Annotated in this window: 8 protein-coding genes; all 8 read left to right on the top strand. The window is 65.4% G+C overall.

All coding sequences use genetic code 11. The features are described from left to right. Positions 1-72 precede the first annotated feature (72 nt). Positions 73-5,898, top strand: a complete 5,826-nt coding sequence (locus tag BUS12_RS15875) for a non-ribosomal peptide synthetase (protein ID WP_253190089.1) — start codon at positions 73-75, stop codon at positions 5,896-5,898. 88 nt (positions 5,899-5,986) lie between these two features. Then, positions 5,987-6,778: an ATP-binding cassette domain-containing protein gene (locus tag BUS12_RS15870; protein ID WP_074296477.1), complete on the top strand. Its 792-nt coding sequence runs from the start codon at positions 5,987-5,989 to the stop codon at positions 6,776-6,778. Continuing rightward, the gene (locus BUS12_RS15865) at positions 6,775-7,782 is read left to right on the top strand and encodes an ABC transporter substrate-binding protein (RefSeq protein WP_253190088.1); all 1,008 of its coding nucleotides are present in this window, start codon (positions 6,775-6,777) and stop codon (positions 7,780-7,782) included. The genes BUS12_RS15870 and BUS12_RS15865 overlap by 4 nt, the downstream gene beginning before the upstream one ends. After that, positions 7,775-9,799, top strand: coding sequence for a Fe(3+)-hydroxamate ABC transporter permease FhuB (gene fhuB, locus BUS12_RS15860; protein ID WP_253190087.1), 2,025 nt, complete (start codon positions 7,775-7,777; stop codon positions 9,797-9,799). The genes BUS12_RS15865 and fhuB overlap by 8 nt, the downstream gene beginning before the upstream one ends. Before the next feature lie 348 nt (positions 9,800-10,147). Then, entirely contained in the window at positions 10,148-12,298 is a 2,151-nt protein-coding gene (locus BUS12_RS15855; RefSeq protein WP_253190086.1) for a TonB-dependent siderophore receptor, read from the top strand. Positions 12,299-12,643: 345 nt separating this feature from the next. Further along, positions 12,644-14,074 carry a cupin domain-containing protein gene (locus BUS12_RS15850; protein WP_074296473.1) on the top strand — a complete coding sequence of 477 codons (1,431 nt, stop codon included), beginning with the start codon at positions 12,644-12,646 and terminating at the stop codon, positions 14,072-14,074. A 200-nt stretch (positions 14,075-14,274) separates the two neighbouring features. After that, positions 14,275-15,327 carry a YqcI/YcgG family protein gene (locus BUS12_RS15845; protein ID WP_074296472.1) on the top strand — a complete coding sequence of 351 codons (1,053 nt, stop codon included), beginning with the start codon at positions 14,275-14,277 and terminating at the stop codon, positions 15,325-15,327. A gap of 64 nt (positions 15,328-15,391) precedes the next feature. Then, positions 15,392-24,028, top strand: coding sequence for a non-ribosomal peptide synthetase (locus tag BUS12_RS15840; RefSeq protein ID WP_074297566.1), 8,637 nt, complete (start codon positions 15,392-15,394; stop codon positions 24,026-24,028). The last annotated feature ends 8 nt before the right edge of the window (positions 24,029-24,036 follow it).

The raw sequence follows: 24,036 nt of genomic DNA, 5'->3' as shown, positions 1-24,036 counted from the left end.
CGACTGGCTTGCGGGAATCTCGGTCCGCGCCTGTACGCGGCTTGCATTGCAGAAGAACAGGAAACGATGAACGTGACGGACCAAACTTCGGCGCAACCTTTCTCCGTGTCTGACGAGGCGGCTGCACTCGCCGCAACCACAGCCGCTGCCACCCACACCGCAGCGCCGCCTGCCGCTCGCCGACCCGACGCATTACGGCTCGCGCAGCAGTACGCGGCCCTGCCCGAAGACAAGCGGGCGCTGTTTCGCGCGCGTGCGCGCGCCCAGGGGCTCGGTGCGGACGCGTTGCCCGTAGTGCCGCTCGTACCGCGCCCAGCGCGCTTTCCGTTGCTGTTCGCGCAGGAGCGTCTGTGGTTTTTGTGGTGCCTCGATCCGCACCACGCGGGCTATCACATCACGCATACGTTGCGACTATCCGGCACTTTCAATGTCGCCGCGCTTCAGGATGCATTGGCGCAACTGGTGCAGCGTCACGAAGCGCTGCGGCTGCGCTTCGATGCGAACGACGGCGTGCCGATGCAATACCCGGCCGCCGACGCCGGCTACGGCTTTGTGCGGCAGACGATCGCGGACAATGGCGCATCGCTCGATGAGGCGCTGCACGATTTCGCGTGTGAACCGTTCGATCTCGTCAATGGACCGGTGCTGCGGGTTGGCGTGTTCGAGACCGGCCACGACCAGCGCGTGCTGCAGGTAGTGGTGCACCACATCGTCGCCGATGCATGGTCCATGGACGTGTTGTTTCGCGATCTGCTCGCGCTGTATCACGGTGAGCGCAATCTTCCGGCGTTGCCGGTGCAACTGGCGGACGTCGCATTGTGGCAGCGCGAATGGGCGGCCAACGATTTGCTCGAAGGGCAGATTGGCTATTGGCGCGAGCGGCTCGCGGGCGCACCGGCGGCGCTCACGCTGCCGCGCGACGTGCCGCCACGCGCGACGCGTTCGCACGACGGCGGCCTTGTCCGGCTGTCGATTCCGGCTGCGCTGGCCGAGTCGTTGCGTACGATTGCACGCAGCCAGCGCACGACGCTCTTCACGCTGCTGCTCGCCGTGTTCGACGTATTGCTGTGCCGCTATTCGGGGCAACGTACGGTGGTGGTCGGCGTGCCCACCGCGGGACGCGGTCGTACTGAACTGGAGGGGCTGGTCGGGTTCCTCGTCAACACGCTGATCGTGCGGGCCGATCTGGACGGTGCGCAACCGTTCGACGCGTTGCTGCGCGGCCTGCATGACCGCGTGCTAGAAGCGCAGGCCCATCAGGACGTGCCGTTCGCGCGGCTTGTCGAGGCGCTCGCTGTCGAGCGCAATCTCGACAGCTCGCCGCTGTTTCAGGTGATGTTCGATCTGGCGGCCGATACCGTGCAGGCTCAGCCTGCCGCGCTGGCCGGTGACGATGGTCTCGCGGTCGAATCGATGCTCGACGTTGCGCCCACCGCGCGTTTCGATCTCGCGCTGAACACGCGGGATCGCGGAACAGGTGGTGCATTGCAATTTGCGTTGACCTATTCGCGCGACCGCTTTGTCGAGACGACAGCGCAACGCTTGCTGGACGACTATGTCGAGCTGCTCGAACAGGTCGCTGCGCAACCCGAGCGCAGGATCGGCGATCTGGCGGTACGACGTGGCGGCTCAGAGGCCGTACGCGACGACGCGAGTGATCGCGCGGTCAACCAACCGCACAACATCGCACGCGGTCCGTTCCGCGCGGCGCACGAGCGTGTCGCCGAGCGTGCCCGGCAATGTCCGGCGCGGGTTGCCTTGCGCTGCGAGGGCGAGCAGTTGACCTACGCAGACCTCGACGCATGGGCGCAGCGCATCGCGCTCGCGCTGCGTGCGGATGGTCTCGTTTCCGGCGAACGCGTGGGCCTGCTGCTGGAACGTTCGCCGGCACTGCCCGCAGCGCTCCTCGGCGTCTTCAAGGCGGGCGGGGCGTTCGTGCCGCTCGATCCGGACTATCCGCAGGCGCGTCTGCAGGCGATGATCGTCGATGCCGGCGTGACGCGAGTGATCGTCGACGAGGCTACGCGCAACGATTGGCGCGATTTGCTCGCGCCGCTGCGTACGGTGCTTGCCGCGGCGGTGCGGCACGATGCGACGCCCGCCGTGCACGCAAGCGATGAACCAGATTCCGGTGATGGAACACGCGGTCAAGACGTTCCCACTAGCAACGATCAAACCAGCGCACCCGCATGGCCCGTGCACCCCGACGCGCTCGCCTACGTGATCTACACCTCGGGTTCGACCGGCACGCCGAAAGGCGTGGCGATTTCGCATCGCTCGCTCGCGTTGCATCTGGACGACTTCCTGCACGACCACTGCATCGCCGAGTCCGATATCGTGCTGCAGTCCTCAACGATCAACTTCGACGTCGCGTTGCACGAACTGTTGCCTGCGCTGATAGCGGGCGGCCGTGTTGTGATGCGTGGTCCGCAGCCATGGGAACTCGCATCGCTGAACCGCACGCTATGCGACGAACGCGTGACGTTCGCGCGGATTCCAACGGCGCTATGGCAGCAGTGGCGTATCGCACTGCCGCCGGCAGAAGATATCGCGCTGCGGCAGATCACGGTCGGCGGCGAGGCCTTGCCTGGGGATGCCTTGCAGCGCTGGTACGAAGGCCCGCTCGCGAACGTCGCAATCGACAATCTGTATGGCCCGACCGAAACCACCGTGGCGGCGCTGCATCATCCGGTTGGGCGCGCTGACGCGAACCACGCGATCGTCGCGATTGGCCGCTGCTATCCGGCGCGTCACGCTTATGTCGCGGATCTCGACGGCAATCGCGCTCCCGATGGTGCGTTGGGCGAGCTGTGCATCGGCGGCGCAACGCTTGCGCAAGGCTATCTGGCGCGGCCGGGGTTGACGGCCGAACGCTTCGTACCCGATCCGTACGGTGCGCCCGGCTCGCGCGTCTATCGTAGCGGCGACCTGTGCCGCGCGCGTGTCGACGGCACCATCGATTTTCTGGGTCGGATCGATCAGCAGGTGAAGCTGCGTGGGCATCGTATCGAACTCGGCGAGATCGAGGTGGCGTTGCGGCGTATTGCGCAGGTTCGCGAGGCTGTTGTCGAACTGCGCGGGGAAGGGGAACGCAAACGCCTCGTTGCCTATTTCACCGGTTCTGCCGATCCGGACGCGGTACGCGAAGAACTGGTGCACACCCTGCCGGCTTCGCATGTGCCGTCGCTGTGCATGGCGCTCGATGCATTGCCGACGCTGCCTAACGGAAAGCTCGACCGTCGCGCGCTGCCCGAACCGAACGACACGCTGCAGGGCGCCGCGGTGGCGCCCGCGGGGGCCGTCGAAACGGCGCTGCTGGCTGTCTGGCAGACCGTACTCGGGCGCGCGGACTTCGGCGTGACCGATAACTTCTTTACGCTCGGTGGCGATTCGATTTCGAGCCTGCGCGTGATTGCCCAGGCGCGTGCCGCGGGCTGGACGGTTTCGCCACGCCAGGTGTTCGAGCATCCTACGGTGCGGGGCCTTGCGCGAATGGCGCAGACTAGTGTTGAACCCGCAGAGGGTGCACCTGCCGCAAGTGTAGCGTTCGACGTGCCGCTTGCGCCGATGCAACGGTGGTTCTTCGAGCGCTATCCGGATGCGCCGGCACGTTGGAATCAATCGGTACTGCTGCGCAGTGCCGAGGCGCTTGACGTTGACGCGTTGCGTACTGCGTTTGCGGCGGTGCTGGCCGTTCATGATGCGTTGCGCGCGAGCTTCCGGCGCGACCCGCAGACGGGTGAATGGACGCAGACGATTTTGCCGCCGGCGTCGACGATCGGCGGTGAGTCTGCATCTGCAGTGGCATTCAATACAGCTAACGAAGCCGACGTATTACGTATCGTGGACCTGCGAGCCGCTGCCGATCCGGCCGCCGCTATCGAGGCGCTCGCGGACAGCGTGCACGACAGTCTCGATCTCGCCGGCGGCAAGCTGCTTCGCGCGGCCTACGTGATGACGCCGGACGGCGCACGACTGCTGGTCGTCGTGCATCATCTGGTGGTTGACGGTGTGTCGTGGCGCATCCTGCTCGACGATTTGCTGAGCGCTTATGAATCAGCCTGCGCTTCCGGCGCACAGGCGGTACAGTCCCGTTCCGGCACGGCATGGAGCGAATGGACCCAACGTCTTGCTGAATACGCGAACCTGCCGGAGCATCTGAGCGAACTCGCCTGGTGGCAGGCTCAGCTGGAAGCGCCTGTGAGCGCGGTTGCAGCGGCTGATCTCACGACCTGCGCACAAAATATGCAGCGTCCCACCTTGCATCGCACCTGGACGCTCGACGCGCAGACCACGCGCCGTTTGACGGACACCGGTCGCCGCATCGACGAGGTCCTGCTGGCCTCGCTCACGCAGGCCTTTGCCGGGCATGCGCCGCAGGTGCCCGTGATCGTCGAACTCGAGGGACACGGCCGTCGCGAGTGCGCGCCTGGACTCGAACTGAGCCGTACGGTGGGGTGGTTTACCACGCAGTATCCGTTGCGTTTGACTGCCGCGCCGCAGATCGAGACGACCCGCCGTGAGATCGCGGCACTTCTGCGCAACGTGCCGGCGGAGGGCATGCATTTCAACCTGTTCCGCTACGGTGGATCCGCGTCGACGCGTGCCGTGCTGAACGCATTGCCACGCACGACCATTGGTTTCAATTACCTCGGACGGTTCGAAGAAAGACTGAGCGAAGGCCGCTTCACATTCGCAACGGAGGATAGCGGCAACGGCGCTGGCGCGAGCGTGGCCACCGGGCCGCGTCACGTGCTGGATCTGAATGGCCTCGTTGCGAACGGCTGCCTGAAAGTCGAGTGGAGCGTGGCGCAAGATGTGTTCGATGTGCCGCAGCTTGAGCGGCTAATGGCCGCGTTCGACGAACATGTGCGGGCGCTGGCGGATCCCGTGGAGCACTTTACTGACGTCGCGCACCTGCGAGCGTCGCCCGACAAGACGGATGAGGCAGCGCGACAGCATCTCTACGACGGGTTGACTGTCTCCGCGCGTGCGCCCGCTCCGACAACCGACGCCGCGCAATCCGGCGCGTTCGAATTGTGGCGGCAGCGCTTTTACAGCGAGGCATTATTGTGCCCACCGTACACTGCGGCCGGCGACGCGGACGTCCAGCCGCTGAACGCGAGCGGCGCGCCGCTGACGCTCTTCTGCTTCTACTCGGGCTTTGGACTCGTCGGCGAATACCGCTTTCTTGCCGCCGCGCTACAAGGCATCGCCAGCGTGCTCGCATTGCGTTCGCCTGGTTTCGCTCGCGACGCGGGCGACGTTCGTCATGACCGGCCCGCTGACTTCGAGTCGCTTGCGCAAGCCTGTGTCGAGCGAGTGTTGAAAGCGCAGCCCACGGGACCGTTCCGGCTGCTGGGCTGGTCTTTCGGCGGCCGGCTCGCCGCTACGGTCGCCGCGCAACTGCGCGCACGCGGTCACGTGGTGGACTTTCTCGGGCTGCTCGATACCGCGACACACACCGCCGAGGCGCATGAAGATGAAGGCGGCGAGCAAGCCGGCTTGTCCGCGTGGCTCGACCGGCAGGCGGACGGCGTGCAACTGCGGACCTTGTTCGAGCGCGCGGCCGAACTGGATGCCATGCACTACCGGCTGCGCGTGGCTCACACGTTGCCGACCCTCGACGTGCCGATCACGTTCTGGCGCGCCGCCCGCGATACCGTGGCGGGACGCGAACGCGACTGGCGCGCACATACAAGCGCGGCTGTCGAAGAGGTGCGGATCGATGCAAGCCATACCGGAATCGTGCTTCATCCGGCGCTGCACGATAGCGTGAGGGAGCGTCTGGAACGGCTGCGGAATCCGCAGTCGCAATCGCAGCACACACAACACGCGCAGCAACCGCCCGGCGCAGCGGCGCCGCAACCCGGCCCTGCCTGCACGCAGGATGGTTAACCTCACCCCATAACAATCGCGGCGACGGTCGCGCAAGCGAAACCGCTACGTCCTCCTACCCACTTTCAATCAAGCTACGGCGTGAGTTATGCAGTCATCAAGCGGTTCCTCGCTTTACCAGCTTTCCGGCGTCGACTTTTCGATCGGCGACCGGCTGCTGTTGCAATCCATTTCGCTCGATATCGCGCCGGGCCAGGTCGTAGGCCTGATCGGTCATAACGGGTCGGGCAAGACCTCGTTGATGCGGCTGCTGGCCCGCCTGCATCAGCCGACGCGCGGCAGCATTCATTTCGACGGCGCGCCGCTCGCGAGCTGGCCGCACCGGCGTTTCGCGCAACAGGTTGCGCATCTGCCGCAGTACACACCGTCCACCGATGGCCTGCTGGTGCGCGAACTGGTCGCGCTCGGCCGCTATCCCTGGCATGGCGCGCTGGGCCGCGTCACCGCGGACGACCGCGAGCGCGTCGAGGAGGCGATGGCATGGACCGACGTCGCCCGCTACGCGGACCGCGCGGTCGACAATCTCTCGGGCGGTGAACGCCAGCGCGTCTGGCTGGCCATGCTGATTGCGCAGAACAGCCGCTGCGTGCTGCTCGACGAACCCACCTCGGCGCTCGACATCAGCCACCAGATCGAAGTACTGGGCCTGATTCGTTCGCTGTGCGAAAAGCGCGGCATGACCGCGATCGTCGTGCTGCATGACGTGAACATGGCGACGCGCTTCTGCAACGAACTGATCTCGCTGCGCGGCGGCAAGGTGTTGATGCAGGCGAGTCCGGCGGAAATCATGCGCCCCGACAGTCTGGAGGCGATCTACGGCGTGCCGATGGGCGTGCTGACGGATCCGCAGACTGGCTATGCCATCGGGTTTCCGCGATGACGAAGTCCCTGATTCGACCCACGCGCGATGGAGCGATGCCGGACCCGCAGCGCCGCCGGCTGCTCGCGGGACTCGGCGCGCTCGGTACGTCCTGTGCATTCAGCGCATTCGGTGCGGCGAACGCATACAGCGCGACAAGCACAGCGACGCCCGCCAATCTCGCGCCGCACCGCATCGTCACGCTCAACTGGGAGTTGACCGAAACGTTGCTCGCGCTTGGCGTGACCCCCATCGGCACACCGCTACCGGACTGGTACCGCAGCACGATCGTCGAGCCGCCGCTGCCCGTCAGCGTGGCCAATATCGGGCTGCTATACCAGCCGAACTTCGAGATGTTGCAGGCGCTCGCGCCCGACCTGATGATCATTACGCCCGGCCACGCGCCGGCCAAACCCTGGCTCGAGCGCCTCGCGCCGACGATTACGCTCGGCGCCTACATGTCGAGCGACGCGCCATACCCGGCGCTGCTCGGCGAAACCGCCGAGCTCGCCGCGCGGCTGCAACGTCCGGAACACGCGACGAGCCTGATCGCCGCAACTGAGCGCAACACGGCCGAGATCCGCGCGCAACTCGCCGCGCGCCCAGCGTTGCTGCGCGCGCCGGTGCTCGTCGCCGATCTGGTCGACGATCGCCATTTGCGTGTCTATGCGCGCGGCAGCCTGTTCGACGAGATGTTGCAGAAGCTCGCGGTCGGCAACGCCGCGAATCCCGCCACGGGCGGCAGCCCGTGGAGTACCGAGTCCGGCTTCGCGCTGGTGCCGGTGCAGCGCCTCGTCGAGGTGCCGCAGGCGAGCGTGCTGCTGGTGGGTCCGGTGGCGCCGTCCGCGCGCGCCGGTCTCGCGCGCAATGCGATCTGGCAGGCGCTGCCGGTGGTGCGCGAGCGCCGCGTGGCCGTGCTGCCCGTGATTGCGCCTTACGGAGGACTGGTTTCGATGCAGCGTTTCGCACAAGCGGTCGCAGCGGCGCTGGCTACCATCGACAATGGCGGAGGCGGCGTTGCGTAATCTTGCTGCTTCTCCCGCGCCGGACACAGTGCGCGACTTTCGCGCCGCCCTTGTTGGCGTGCTGGGTGTCGTCGCTCTGATCCTGGCAGTCCTTTCCATTCATGCGCAACTGAGCGGTGCGTCGTTCTGGACTACGCTGACCGCACCGAACCGCACGGACCTGCATCAGGTACTGGTACGCGACAGCATGCTGCCGCGCATCGCCATGACGCTGCTGTGCGGCGGCGCGCTGGCGCTGGCGGGTACGCTGGCGCAGCAGGTGCTGCGCAATCCGCTGGCCGAGCCGATGACGCTCGGTATTTTCCCCGGCGCGTATCTCGCGCTGACCATGGCCGAACTGTGGGCGCCGGCGTGGCTCGCCGGCGGCCGCATGGTCGTGGCGCTGGCCGGCGGCGGGCTGGCGATGCTGCTCGTGTTCGGGCTCGCGTGGCGGCAGCGCATGTCGTCGCTGGCGGTCATCCTGTCGGGGATGATCGTGAACCTGTATTGCGGCGCCATCAGTCTCGCCATCGCCATGTCGAACTTCGACCTGTTGCGCGGCCTGATGATCTGGGGCGGCGGGGCGCTCGACCAGAGCGGCTGGCAGGAAAGCCGCCAGCTTCTGTGGAGCGTACTTGCTTGCGTGGTCGCCACCGGCCTGCTACGCCGTCCGCTCGGCGTGTTCGAGGCGGGCGATTCGACCGTGCAGAGTCTCGGCATCTCGTTGCAACGCACGCGCTTTGCCGCGCTGCTGATCGCGGTGGTGTTGACGGCCTGCGTCGTGTCGGCGGTGGGCGTGATCGGCTTCGTCGGTCTGGCCGCGCCCACGCTCGCGCGCCTCGCGGGTGCGAGGCGCCTCAGACAGCGCCTGATCTGGGCGCCGTGCCTCGGCGCCGCACTGCTGTGGGCGACGGACGAAATCGTCCAGGCGATGTCCACGACGGAACTGTTCTCCTCGCATCTGGTGCCCACCGGCACGGTCACGTCGCTGCTCGGCGTGCCGTTGCTCCTGCTGTTGCTGCCGCGCCTGCGCAGCCAGCCGGACCTGCATGCGAGCGCTATCGCGCACGCACCGCCGGGCAAGCTGGCGACGCGTCTGCCGTGGGCGATCGTCGGCCTCGTGGCGGTGACCCTGCTGACCTTTGCCGTGTCGCGCGGCCTCGATGGCTGGCGCGTCTCCAGTCTCGCGCAGATCGACGCGTTGCTGTTCTGGCGACTGCCGCATACGGTCGCGGCGATGGCGGCGGGCGTATTGCTGGCGATTGCCGGCACGCTGATCCAGCGCGTCACGGCCAATCCGATGGCGAGCCCCGACCTGCTCGGGGTGAGCTCGGGCGGTGCGCTCGGTATCGTCGTCGTGCTGTTCGCCGGACTCGAGCCGACGCCGGGCTTCCTGTTCGCCGGTTGCCTCGCCGGCGCTATGACGACGCTTGCGCTGCTATTGTGGCTGGGCGGCCGGGCCTCGTTCGCACCCGAGCGGCTGCTGCTGATCGGCGTGGGGATCAGCGCGCTGTTTCAGGCGGTCGTCGGCGCGCTGTTAGCCAGCAACGATCCACGCGCAGGTCTCCTGATGAATTTTGTGGTCGGCTCGACCTATTACGTCGAACCCGTCGCGGCGTATGCAGCGGGCGCAATCGCGCTCATGGCATTGGTGCTCGGACCGTTGATGGCGCGCTGGCTCGAAACGCTCGGTCTTGGCGCGCCGATGGCGGGCAGCCTCGGTGTGCCGGTGGTGCGGGCGCGGCTCGCGATCCTCTTGCTGGCGTCGCTGTTGACGGCCACGTCCACGCTGCTGGTGGGGCCGTTGTCCTTCGTCGGCCTGATTGCGCCGCATATCGCCCGCTTTTCCGGCGCACGCAGGCCGGCCGTGCAGATGTTCGTGGCTGCCATCTTCGGTGCCCTGCTGATGGGCTTCGCGGATTGGCTCGGCCGGCAGCTCGTGTTCCCGCTGGAGATGCCGGCGGGCCTCGTGGCGACACTAATCGGCGGTCCGTATCTGATCGCGCTGACGTTGCGCAAGACGGTTTCGTCCACCTGAGGCGCGCTGGAGCGTGACGGGATTGCCACGAATCACCCCATCGAACGTAAAATAATTTGCAAATGAGAATCATTATCGAATAACATCTCATTCGCGATAACGTGATGCATGGCGCACGACATCTGCGCCGTGCATCGATGCGCGAGAGCGGCTTATCGCCGGTCGCGGTACTAGGGGAAGTGCAAAGCCGCGAGTCACCTTCGCAACGAATACATCATCCTGACACATCTCGTTAGGAGTCCATTTCAATGGGACGAACGGGGGGTGTGTCTTCACGCTGAAAATTTGCCTGCCACGATGAAAATAACCATGGACCTTTGCCAGACACGACGAGCCAAAGCTCGCTCGTTGCATTCCCGGCTGACACCGGTAGCGATCTCGCTGCTCGCAATCTGGGCCGGCCACGCCCGTGCGCAAACGACGCCTGCCGGCACGACGGGCACGACCAGCGCCGCCAGCACGACGGCCAGCGACAACGTGCTGCCGGCCGTCAGCGTGACGAGCACCGCCGACGCCACCACCGAGGGCAGTGGCTCTTACGCCGCTACCAGCGCGACGGTCGCCGGGCAGACGGCGCAGCCGCTCAAGGAGATCCCGGCATCGGTTTCGGTGCTGACGCGTCAGCGCATGGACGACCAGAACATGACGAGGATCCAGGACGCGTTGCTGTATGTCACGGGCGTCGAGTCGCTTTACTATGGCGACGGCACCGCCTACTACAAGGCGCGCGGCAATTATCTGGGTATCGAGTTCGATGGCGTATCGGTCGTCAGCGGCCTGCAGTACCAGACCCAGTTCGACCTGGCCATGTACGATCGCGTCGAAGTGTTTCGCGGACCGGAAGGCGTGATGACCGGCGCAGCCGACCCGACCGACCCGGGCGGCACGGTCAACCTGGTGCGCAAGCGCCCGCTGGATACCTTCCATATCTCCACCGAGACGCAGGTGGGTACCTTCGGCAGCGTGCGTCAGATGGTCGACGTCACCGGGCCGCTCAACAAGGACGGCTCGTTGCGCGGCCGTGCAGTGATCGTCGGCAGCGACGGGCTGAAATCCGTGGATGGCGTGCGCGAGAAGACCTTCATGGCCTACGGCGCGCTCGACTACGACATCAACCCGCGTACGACGATCGCGCTGTCGGCCGCCTATGAGGTCGATCCGGTGTCGGGCTTCGACTATGGCGTTGGTGGCACGGCTGCCGGTACGCGGCTGCCGAGTTCGTATTCGCAGAACTTCAGCCCGAGCTGGAACTATGCCTACACGTCGCTGGCGGAAACCAACCTGAACCTGACGCACCGCTTCGAGAACGACTGGAAATCGCAGACCACGTTGTTCTATCGCCATGAACTGCAGTCGGGCGAGTACGCGTATTCCGGGCCGGGTGTGAGCCAAAACGGTTACGCCGACTATGCCGACCAGCGGCAACGCATCACCTACGACTGGTTCGGCGCGGACACGAACGTCTCAGGCCCGGTTCAGTTGTTCGGCCAGACGCATACGTTCACCATTGGCGCGAACTACTCGCTGCTCAAGGAGACCACGGAGTCGGGCTTTGCTTCGCTCGACGGTCCGTTCGGCGGGGCATACAACGTCTTCGATCCGGACTCGGTCCCGCAGGTCAACATACCGTTCACCTACGGCTCCAACATCCGCACGGAGCAGTACGGCGTGTACGCGCAGGGACGGATTCATCTCGCCAAGCCGCTGACGCTCGTGCTCGGTGCGCGCGAAACCTTCTTCAACGAAGAATCGCAAAGCATCTTGCCGACGGTGTCCGACTGGACCACCAGCACGCGGATGAACGGCAAGTTCCTCCCGTCCGCGGCGCTCGTCTATGACATCGTTCCATGGTTGAGCGCTTACGTCAGCTACTCGAAGGTGTTCTCGCCGCAGACGGCGACGACCTACACCGGCGGCGCTTTGCCGCCGGCAACCGGCCAGCAGTACGAAACCGGCCTGAAGGGTAATTTCCTGAATGGGCGGCTCGGTGTGACCGCGGCGTTGTTCCGCATCGACACCGACAACGTCGCGATTGCGGATCCCAACAATCCGACCGGTTCGATCGCAGGCGGCGGGGCGCGCAACGAGGGCTTCGAATTCGAAGTCACGGGCCAGCCGCTGCCGGACTGGAATGTGTACGCGGGCTATACGTACCTGAACCAGGACTTCACGAACCAGACGGCCAATTATTCGGACGGCACCGATCCCAAGCACCTGTTCAAGCTCTGGACGACCTACCGTCTTTCGCAAGGATTCCTGAACGGTGTGACGATCGGCGGCGGGATGCTGGCGCAGAGCGCGATCACGCGCGGTGTCGAGCAGGGCGGCTACGCCATCTTCAACGCGCAAGTGGGCTATCGTTTCAACAAGCACGTCAACGCCTCGCTGACGTTGAACAACATGTTCAATCGCGAGTACTACATCCGTCCGCCAGGTACGTTCTTTAGCGAGTTCGGCGACCGGCGCAACCTGATGTTGACGGTGCGCACCGACTTCTAAATCGAAGCGGTCGAGGCACGCGCATCAATGCGATGCGCGTGCCGGTTGTGAGACGCGCGGCTCCGCTTCACAGCGGGCCGCGCGTTGGTGTCAGTGCATTACGCCCATCGCGCAACGGAAAAGCAGTCGTCCCGGAAGCAGGCTGACCTGAAAGGACTTGAAAGATCTTGACAAGACAGGGCATCATGTCTAATTTTGTATAAATGAGAATCATTAACATTTATATTCGAGATGTTGAGCCGGTTGTGCGCCTGCCGTCCGGCGGCGGATTGTGAAGCACGCTCCGCACGCCATGCCGGCATCGTTGCGCCGTCCACTTCCGAGTCATTCACAGGAACTATTGCCATGACGCAAGCTACGCCTTTGCTATTCGACTTTGCGCCGTTCGCCGGCAAGAGCGAACAATACGTAGAACTGATCAAGCAGTTCGCCGCTGCTCACTCGTTTCGCAGCGCCACCGTCGACGAGCTGCTGCTTGACGACGACTATCACCGCCGTCCGTTGCGTCCCGAAGACTTCGAGTTTCTGAAATTCGCCAAGCCGGTGCGTCAGCACAATGTGAGCCGCCTGCCGTCGCTTGCTTCGAACCGGACGCTGCTGTCGATCTACGAGCTGGGCATCGCGCGCCTGCCACGCAGTGCGGACGCCTTGGAATGGCAGCACTTCAGCGAGTTCTACCGCGACGAGGTGCAGGTACGTGGCGCGCAGCTTGCCCCGTTCCTCGAAGCCTACGCGTTCGAATATCTCGCGCAGGACCACGTCATCGAAACGGAGGCCGCGGCGGCGAGCGCGCGGCTTGCCCGCATCGTCGACGACGAAACCGCCTTCTGGAGCGAGACGTTCGAGCGGCTCATGCGCAACGACTACATCGAGGAAGGGCTGCGCTTCATCATGGTCCAGCGCTGGGCTCTGGCGCCGTCGAAGCGCCGTGCGCTCGCCCGTGCTACCGCGAGCGGCCTGTTCGACATGTTGCCGGCCGACCTGCGGCCCACGCTCGAGGGCGATCTGCCTGACGACGCGCTGTTGCAGCGGGTAGCAGGTGCCTGCGGCGTGACGCGTCAGCAACACGCTTACTGGCAGTTCTATCTGCCCACCAGCATGGCGAAGTGCAATCTGCTGTATGCGCTGGGACGCCGGCCGGATCGCGCGTTCGCACTCGCCGGTGCGGCCTTTGCCGCGCAAGCCGAGTGGCTGGCGTTCGGCCTCGCGCTCGAACGTGCGTGTGCGCATTTGCAGCCCGCCGGGCGACGCCGCGGCGATGCGGCCGAACGCAAAGCCGAACTGGCGTCGCGCTTCACGCAGGCGTTGCAGGGCATCGAAGACGAGTTCGGTGCGGCGGCTTTCGCCCAGACCGTGCAGGGCGTGGCGGCCGCCGAGCGGCTCGCCGAGCGCGGCCGCTGGGATCTCGGCGAGCAACTGCTGTGGCTGTCGTCGATTCGCCGTTACGTCGAGTTCGCGCATCGCATCAGCACGCGCATCGACGCGGAGTGCCCCGGCATCGACCGCGAAACTTTCGTCGAACCGCATGAGATGTGTTCGACCACTCACGTGCACAACGACCACCGGCTCGTGACCATTCAGGAAGGCGAAATGCTGTTCTGGGGCAACGTCGGCATGCAACTGAAGATGAACGAAGGCGACATGGTGCTGATCCCCGACGGGCGCCTGCATGGCTCGACCGTTGTTTCGGGCGAGTGCACCTACCACCAGCCGATCATCCCGGACGACTGGGTTCAGGCGCTGGTCGCCGAACTGGACGCGAAGGCCGAGGCCTGAGCGCCGCGGCGGCGGCAGACGTCGCGAGCAATCGCAGACGACGCCAACCGCCGCTGCTTTCCTGAATGCCGGAACGCCTGGGACAGGGCGCCGGTTCCCCCGCAAACCGATATCGCAGTTGACGCGCGCCCGCAAGGACGCGTGCCGGCCCGCTCGCCGCTGCGCGATGCAGACGTGTGTGACGACAAAGGACTTTGAAGATGCGATCAAATGAGGGAACCGTGGAGGGTGGGGTGCAGCTTGCTGCATCGCACGTGTCGAATCCGCACGAGGCAGCGTCGCTCGGCGACGGCTTCGACCCCGGCGACTGGAAGAGCCGGATCATCGCCGGCCGCGCGACCGGCGCGGCGGCGAATCCGCCGGCGTGGCTCGACGCTTCGTATGAAACGTTGTGTACGCACGTAATGGACCCTGCGTATCCGTGCTTCTTCGGCACGATCGCCGAAAAGCGCGGCGAGATGTTCTATTCATACGTGAACGGCAAGGACATTCGCGATCTGCCGGCGACGATGCAAACGTTCGCGGAGTTGGTCACGCTGCCGCAATACCGCAAGAACAACATTGCGATCTTCTTCGAGCCGGACGCGCAACCGCTCACGCATGAGGCGTATCACGCGTGGTTCTGGAGCATCCTGCAGCATCTGCACGACGTCGACCCCGATCCGAAGGCCGATGCGCAGCCCGAGCCGTCGCACGAGGACTGGGAGTTTTCGTTTGCCGGCGTGGAGACGTTCGTGGTCTGCGCATGCCCGTCGTTCCGTCTGCGGCATAGCCGCAATCTGGGGCCCGGCATGGTGCTGCTGTTCCAGCCGCGCAGCGTATTCGTCGACACGATCACCAACAAGGTGATTGGGCGTGAAGCGCGCAATCAGGTGCGCAAGCGCCTCGAAACGTGGGACGAAATTTCCGCGCATCCCGATCTCGGCTTTTACGGCGATCCCGGCAATCTGGAGTGGAAGCAGTACTTTCTCGACGATGCCAACCTGCCTGCCGACGACCGTTGCCCATTCCTGAAGCGTCAGCGCGAGAAGGCCGCGCAGGTTGCGGCCGCCGTGCCGGCTCATACCTCGACGCATCCGGATGCATCGATCGACAAGGTGTCCGGGTTCGCTCACGGCAGCTACACGCATTGGCATCCGCGTGCAGCGGCTGCGGCCGAAAGCCCGTTTGCGCCGCATGCGGCGCGGCATGGGGCTGAGCACCGGCATCTGGCCGACAGCGAGCACGAGCGTCGCGAGCACGGCGAAGAATAAGCAGGCGGGCGGCGTGCCGCCTGCATCGCCGCAGCAGGCGCGGCGTGTCATACGAGATGGTGAAATGACTGAGAACATGATCGAACGGCTGCGCGCGCTGAGTGCGTCGCGTGCGACGGACACCGCACTGGTGACGCTCGATGCGGCTGGCGAGACCCGCTATCACTACGCTGATCTCGACCGGCGCGCTCGGGCGATTGGTGCGCGTCTGCGTGGTGTGGGCGGTGCGGGTGGTGTGTGTGCCGAACCGGATGGCAGCGATAACGACACTCCTCCACGCGCGCTGCTGCTGATGGACAGCGGTGTCGATTACGTCGCTTCGTTCTTCGCTTGCCTCTACGCGGGCATCATCGCTGTGCCGGCTTATCCGCCGGAATCGTTGCGCGGACAACATCTGGCGCGCCTCGAGTCGATCGCCGCCGACGCTGGCGCGAGCTTCATCCTGACGACCGCGACACTCGCCGGCAAACTTCGCGACGCGTTCGCGGCCATCGCGCCGCGTGCCGAACTCATTGCGGTGGATGCGCTCGATTTCATCCGCGTCGATACGGACGCTTTCGAGCCACATCGCGCACATCCCTCCGACGTCGCCTTTTTGCAGTACACCTCCGGCTCGACCTCGGCTCCGAAGGGCGTGATGGTCACGCACGGTAGCCTGTGGGCCAACGAAGTGGCGATCCGCGAAGGCCTCGGCGTTCGCGACGACGACGTGTTCGTGAGCTGGCTGCCGCTCTATCACGACATGGGGCTGATCGGCACGCTGTCGCAACCCGTGTTCAGCGGCATTCCGCTGGTGTTGATGTCGCCGCAGTATTTTCTGGAGCGGCCGGTGCGCTGGCTCGAAGCGATTGCGCGCCATCGCGGCACGATCTCGGGCGGTCCCGATTTCGCGTACCGGTTGTGCGCCGATCGCGTCAGTGACGAACAACGCGCGGCGCTCGACCTGTCGTGCTGGCGGCTCGCGTTTTCCGGATCGGAGCCGGTTCGCAAGGTGACGCTGGATGCGTTTGCCGCGCGTTTCGAAGATGTCGGCTTCGATTCTCACGCGCTGTTTCCGTGCTACGGCCTGGCTGAGGCGACGCTGTATGTGAGCGGTGTCGCGCGGGGCGATGGAGCGCGGGCGCCGTCGTTCTCGGTGACTGAACTGGCGGCAGGGCGGGCCGAACAGGATGCTGACGGCGTACCGCTCGTCTCCTGTGGCAAGCCTGCGAGCAGTCACGCGTTGGCCATTGTCGATCACGCGAGCGGTGCCGTGCTTGAGGCCGGGCAGATCGGCGAAGTTCTGGTTCAGGGCCCGAGTGTCGCGGCTGGTTACTGGCGACGGCCTGAAGATACCGCGCGCACGTTTGTCGAGCGCGATGGGGCGCGTTGGCTGCGCACGGGTGATCTGGGTTTCCTGCACGACGGCGAGCTCTATGTCGCCGGACGCATCAAGGATCTACTGATCGTGCGCGGCCGTAATCTGTATCCGCAGGATCTCGAGCTTGTGATTGAACGCGAGGTCGAACTGGTTAGGCGCGGACGTGTTGCGGCATTTGCGGTGGAAGTCGATGCTCAGGAGGGGATCGGCATTGCGGCGGAAGTGTCGCGCAACATGCAGAAGCTCGCGTCGCCTGAAGCGATTGCCGCGGCGCTGAGCGAAGCGGTTGCGCTGGCTTGCGGCGAACCGGCGAGCGTCGTTGTGCTGCTGAATCCGGGTGGACTGCCGAAGACATCGAGCGGCAAGGTGCAACGCGCGGCATGCGGACGTGGCTGGCAGCAGCGTTCGCTGGATGCGTATGCGTATTTTGTGCAGGGGCGGCGGGTCGATGTGGCTGCGTCGGGTGAGGCGGGCGCAGCCTCGACTCGTATCGAAGGAACGCCGTCGCCGGGAGATGCTGGAGCGGTGTCTGCGTCTTCTGCGCCGTGTGCACCATTGACCGGCACCGAACAGGCGCTTGCGACGCTGTGGCGCGACGTATTGCGCTTGCCGCAGGAGCGGCCTGCACGTGACGACAGTTTCTTCGCGCTCGGTGGCAATTCGCTCGCGGCGGTGCAAGTGGCGGCCCTTGCCCGTGCACACTGGACCGTCGACTACACCTTGCGTGATGTCTTTAGCGAGCCCGTTCTGAAAGACGCCGCGACGCTGATCGAGCAGAAAAGCATGCATGGCGCCGCTGCGCAGGAGCTTGCACTGGTGCGTCTGCCTGACGGGCAGCGTCTGATATCGCGCGCCTCGGATGCACAACGCGGCCTCTGGCTCACGTGGCACCAGGACCCTGCGAGCGCTGCTTACAACATGAGCGGCGAACTGCGTTTGTCCGGTGAGCTGGACGTGCCGGCATTGCAACGCGCGTTCGACGAGCTCGTGCGTCGCCATGAGATCCTGCGCGCGCATTTCACGCTCGGCGAAGACGGCGAACCGCTGCAGATCATCGATAGCAGCGTACGAATTCCGTTACCGGTGACGCGGATTGACGCGAGCTCTTCCGTCGAGCAACAGGCAGCGTTCGATAAATTGATCCAGCAGGTCGGTCGCCAGCCATTCGATCTCGAACACGGACCACTGCTGCGTGCTCACCTGGTTCGCACCGGTAGTGACGAGTACCGTTTGCTGCTCGCGCTCCATCACATCATCGCGGACGGCTGGTCGGTGAACGTGTTGCTTACGTCGCTGGCTGAGGCCTATCGCGCACAACGAGTTCCGCCGGATGCGGCGACTTCCGGCACGGCGCCGTCGTTGCAGTTTGCGGACTACATTACGTGGGAGCGTGCGACGCTCGACACGAACGTGATCTCGCGCCAGCTCGATTACTGGCGCAATCAACTTGCCGCGGACAGCGATCCCGCAGCGGCAGCGCAACTCTTTGCGCGACCGGCTAACCGCCTTGCAGGCGCCGAAGATCTCGCAGGGCACCAGCGCAGCCTAAGCTTTTCGCTTTCCGCCGACACCGCTGCAAAGCTGAAGCGCTTTGGCGGAACCCGCCGCGCGTCGCTCTTCATGACCATGCTCGCGGTCTTGAACGCTGTGTTGCAGCGTTTGAGCGGCAGGGACGATATCCGCGTCGGTGCGCCGCTCTCGCTGCGCAAACGGCCCGAAGCGCAGTCGATGGTGGGCTACTTCATCAATCTGCAGGTTCTGCGCACACGCATGAGCCTGCATCGCGACTTCGGCGCACTCGTCGATGCCGTGCGCGAGACGGTGCTCGCTGCGCAGGAACATCAGGATGTCCCGTTCGACCGGCTTGTGAGTGCGCTGCTGCCGAACCGCGCGAGCAATAGTGCGGCGCTGTTTCAGGTCAAGTTGACCGAGCAGCAACCCTTTGCTGAAGCCGCGTTTGCACCGCTCGAAGCGCAACTGCGTGTTCTGTTGAACGACGCACCGCATTTCGACCTCGCGCTCGACTTTACCGATTCGGGTACGACAGTCGACTGTCTGCTCGCCTACGACGATGCGCTTTTCGATGCGACGTTTGCGGCGCGCTTTGCTGAGTTGTTCGCAATGCTTGCGAAGCGGCTCGTTGAGGCGCCTGGTGTGGAACTGAATGCGCACGATACCGAGGCGTCGGCGCTGCCGTCATCGCCGCAACGCTCAGACGAGCCACAAGCCGCCCTCGCCGCATCCGCAGTGTCAGGCGAACCGGGCGAGTATGCCGCGCATGACGTCCTGACATTGTGGAATGCAAGCGTGGCGCGTTGCGCCGACCGCATCGCCGTATACGACGGCGAGCGCAGCGTGACATTCGGCGCGCTGGACGCCGCGGCCGAGGCACTCGCCGCCCAGCTCGACGTATTGGGTGTAGGTGGCGAAGCGCGCGTCGGCGTGTTGGCAGGGCGTTCGATCGAGCAGGTGCTCGGCATGCTGGCAGCCTTCAAGGCGGGCGCAACCTGGGTGCCGTTCGATCCGCAGACACCGGCGGCGCGCATCGCTGCGCAGATCGCGGACAGCGGGGCGGTCGCGTTGCTGCATGCTGGGGCATTGCCAACGGGTCTTGTCGATTTGCGCATCGATACCTTGGCGCTGCGCTACGACTTCGTGACCTCGCTGCAATCGCTGCAGTCGTTGCAGTCGCAACCATCGCAGGGCGCGTCCGTATCACACAAGCGCCGCGCAGCCCACGCAGACAGCGCCGCCTACATGATCTACACCTCGGGTTCGACCGGCGAACCAAAGGGCGTAGTGATTACGCAGCGCGCCCTCGCGAACTACGTCCATGGCATGCTTGCCACCTTGCGGGTCGACGCTGACGCATCGTTCGCGATGGTCTCGACACCTGCCGCCGATCTCGGTCACACGGTGCTGTTCGGCGCGCTGTGCTCGGGGCACACGCTGCATCTGCTGGCGCAGGATCTCGCGTTCGATCCGGACGGTTTTTCGCGCTACATGGCCGAAAATCGAATCGGCATACTGAAGATCGTGCCGAGCCACCTCGCCGCGCTGCTATCCGCCGCGCGTTCCCGAGACGTGTTGCCGGGCCAGGCACTGATTGTCGGCGGCGAGACGACTTCCGCTGCGCTACTCGAACGGCTTCGTGCGCTCAAGCCCACATGCCGCATCTTCAACCACTACGGTCCGACGGAAACCACGGTGGGCATCGCGATGCATGCGCTCGCAGATACCACGGAGCCGGCCCGCGATCTTCCGCTGGGTGGGCCGTTACCCAATGCCCGCATCTATCTGTTGGACGAACGGATGGAGCCGGTGGCTCGGGGCGCCGAGGGCGAGTTGTATCTCGGCGGCCCGGGTGTCGCGCGCGGCTATCACGGTCGTGCGGGTCTCACGGCGGAGCGCTTCGTGCCCGACCCGCAGGTGCCGGGCGCGCGGCTCTATCGTTCCGGCGATCGCGGCCGGTTCGCTGCGGACGGTCTGCTCGAATACCTCGGACGGGTGGACGACCAGGTGAAGGTGCGCGGCTACCGGGTCGAGCCCGGCGAGGTCGAACGCGCGATCCGCGCTGTGGACGGCGTGCAGAACGCAGCGGCACTCGTGTACGAATCGACCCCGGCCTCGGCTTCGATCTCGAGCAAGCGACTGGCCGCTTTCGTCGTGTCGAGCCGCGCGCTGGAGGCTGTTATGGCGGACGCTGCACGCACGCTGCCTGACTATATGATGCCGGCGGAGGCGATCGCACTCGCTGCGCTTCCGCTCAACGCCAACGGCAAGCTCGACCGTGCCGCATTGCGAGCGACACTGGCCGCACACCTGGAGGCAAAGTCCGCACCTAACACCGACGACGATCACGCCGACAACGCCGATGTGCCCCGCAGTGCAGCCGAAGTTGCGCTGGCGCAGATCTGGGCGGATGTGCTGGGCATCGAGCCAGGCATGATCGGAAGTGAGCAGAATTTCTTCGAGGTTGGCGGCGATTCGATCCTCGGCCTCAAAGTGGTCGCGAAGGCACGCAAGGCCGGCCTGTGGGTGACACCGAAACAGTTGTTCGAGCGCCGGACGCTTGCAGAACTCGCGCTGCACGCAGCGTCGAAGGCCGTGGCGGGTAAGCAGGACAACCAGCGGCCGGCGTCGATCAAGCGCCTGACCGACGCGGCCCGTACTCGCACGGAAGCCTCGTACGCGCAGCAGCGGCAGTGGTTCATGTGGCAGCTTGCACCGGAAAGCAGTGCTTATCATGTGGCGGGCGGCCTGTGGCTGACGGGTCAGGTAGATGCGAAGGCGCTGCGTGCGAGTCTGGAAGCGATAATGGCGCGGCATGAGGTGCTGCGCACGCGTTTCGTTGCGGATGAAGCGGGGCGGGTCGAGCAGTGGATCGATGGGCGGATGCGGCTAGACTGGCGCGAAGCGTCGCCGGCCTCTACGCAGATCGATGCGGCAGCACGCGCACTGGCGAGCGAACCGTTCGACCTCGCGACAGGTCCGCTGCTGCGCGCGGGACTGTATCGCAGCGAGGCCGGGCGTAGCCTGCTGGTGCTGGCGCTGCATCACATCGTCTCGGATGGCTGGTCGGTTCAGGTGCTGCTGGAGGAACTGGTGGCGCATTACCGCGCGGCCGTGCTGGGTGAACCGCTGTCGCTGGCAACGCTGCCGGTGCAATACGCGGACTATGCCGCGTGGCAGCGCGAATGGCTCGAAGCGGGCGAACGTGAAAAGCAACTGGAATACTGGCGCAAGACGCTGGGCGAGACACACCCGGTGCTGGCGCTGCCCACGGACGCGCCACGCCAGGCGCACGCATCGTATCGGGCGGCCCGTCACGGCGTGACACTGCCGGTGGAACTGGCCCAGGCGGTACGCGAGCGCGCGCAGCGCAGTTCGACGACGCCGTTCATGGTGCTGCTGGCCGCGTTCCAGGCGCTGCTGCATCGCTATACCGGCGAGGGCGACATCCGCGTGGGTGTGCCAGTGGCGAACCGCAACCGCGTCGAAACCGAGCCGCTGATCGGCTTCTTCGTCAACACTCAGGTGCTGCGCAGCCGGATCGATGGCTCGACCACCCTGGAAGCACTGCTGTCCCAGGTGCGTAACGCAGCCGAGGACGCCCAGGCCCACCAGGATCTACCCTTCGACGTACTGGTAGACGCGTTGCGCCCCGAGCGCAGTCTGAGCCACAGCCCGCTGTTTCAGGTGATGTTCAATCACCAGCGACGCGATTGGCGGGTACTGAAGCAGTTACCGGATCTGTCGATCGAACCGTACCGCCTGCCGGGCACGATGGCGCAATTCGAACTGATGCTCGATACGCGCGATGAAGAGGACGGCAGCCTGACGCTCGAATTCACCTACGCGCAAGAGCTATTTCACGAGTCGACGGTGCAGCGGATGGCGCGCCACTATCAGCGGCTGCTCGAAGCGTTGTCGCAGCGTGCCGATGGACTGCACGAAGCAGTCGACGCAGTGGTGCTCGCCGACGACGCGGAGCGCGCGACACTCGTGGGCTGGAGCCGGAATCCGGCGCGCTATGTCGGATACGAGCCGGTGTTCCGCGCTTTCGAGCATCACGCGACGGCGCATCCCGACGATGACGCGCTGCTGTTCGGCTCGCAGGTGCTGAGCTACGGCGAACTGAACGCGCGAGCCAATCAGCTTGCGCGTTGGTTGCGCGCGCAAGGTGTGGGCGTCGAATCGCGCGTCGGCGTGGCCGCGCAGCGTTCGCTCGAGATGGTGATTGCGCTCTACGCCATCATGAAGGCGGGCGCAGCGTATGTGCCGCTCGATCCGTCGTATCCGGCGGAGCGTCTCGCCTACATGATCGGCGACAGCGGCATCGACTTGTTGTTGAGCCAGCACGGCGTCGCCTTGCCCGAGATGAATGACGTGCGTTGCGCCGACCTGGCGTCGATCGACACGACATCCTATGCGAGTACCAATCTCGACGACGTGCCGCTGCATGGCGCTAATCTCGCCTACGTGATTTACACGTCCGGCTCGACCGGCCGTCCTAAAGGCGTGGGCAATCGTCATGACGCGTTGTGGAATCGTCTCGTCTGGATGCAGCGAGCGTACGGCCTGACGGGTGGAGAAACGGTGTTGCAAAAAACGCCGTTCGGTTTCGACGTCTCCGTATGGGAATTTTTCTGGCCCTTGATGGTAGGTGCGCGTCTGGCGATTGCCGCTCCCGACGCCCACCGCGACCCCGAGCGGCTGGCGGCGGCGATCCGCGACTACCGGGTGAGCACGCTACATTTCGTACCGTCGATGCTGCAGGCGTTCATCGCGAGCGGACAGGCGGCGCGCTGCGGCGATGCGCTGAAGAGGATCGTCTGCAGTGGCGAAGCGTTGCCGGCGGACCTGCAACTGAAGGTGGCCGAAGCATTGCCGGAAGTGGCCTTGCACAATCTCTACGGTCCGACCGAAGCGGCCATCGACGTGACCGCCTGGACCTGTGTCGCGGAGGCAGGACGTCCGGTGCCGATCGGCCGGCCGATTGCCGCGACCCAGACCTGGGTGCTGGACGCCCGGATGGAGCCGGTGCCGCAGGGTGTGCCCGGCGAGCTGTACCTCGGCGGCGCCGGGCTCGCGCGCGGTTACCTGGGCCGGCCGGGCTTGACGGCCGAACGCTTCGTACCGTGTCCCTTCGGCGCGGTTGGCGCCGCCGAAGGCGCGCGTCTGTACCGGACCGGCGATCTGGTGCGCTGGCGTGCCGATGGTGCGCTCGACTATCTGGGCCGGCTCGATCATCAGGTGAAAATCCGCGGCTTCCGCATCGAACTGGGCGAGATCGAGGCGGCCCTGACTGCTCAGAGCGGTGTGCGCGAAGCGGTGGTGGTAGCGCACGACGGCCGGCTGATTGCCTATGCGGTGGGCGAATCGCTTGACGCGGCAGCGCTGCGCATGCGGCTTGCGCAGACCCTGCCGGACTACATGGTGCCGTGGCGCATCGTGCCGCTTGAGGCGATGCCGCTGAACGCGAACGGCAAGGTGGACCGGCGCGCATTGCCGCAACCATCGGCGGAAACCGCGAGCGAAGTACCGTGGGAAGCGCCGCGCGAGGGCGCCGAGACGCAACTCGCTTCGATCTGGGCCGCGTTGTTAGGGACTGCGCGCATCGGCCGTCATGATGACTTCTTCGCGCTGGGCGGCCACTCGTTGCTCGCCGTGCGTCTGAACGCGCGCATCGCGCTTGAACTGAACGCCAGCCTGCCGCTCGCCGCGCTGTTCGAAGCGGCGACGCTGCATGAACAGGCCGCGGCAATCGAGCGCGCCCGCGACGGCGAGGGCAACGACGAGGCACTGCGCGGCCTGGACCTCTTTATCGATACCCTTTGAGCTGATTC

This window comes from Paraburkholderia phenazinium (assembly GCF_900142845.1).
Classification (GTDB): Bacteria; Pseudomonadota; Gammaproteobacteria; order Burkholderiales; family Burkholderiaceae; genus Paraburkholderia; species Paraburkholderia phenazinium_A.
This window is presented reverse-complemented; position numbering and strand designations above follow the sequence as displayed.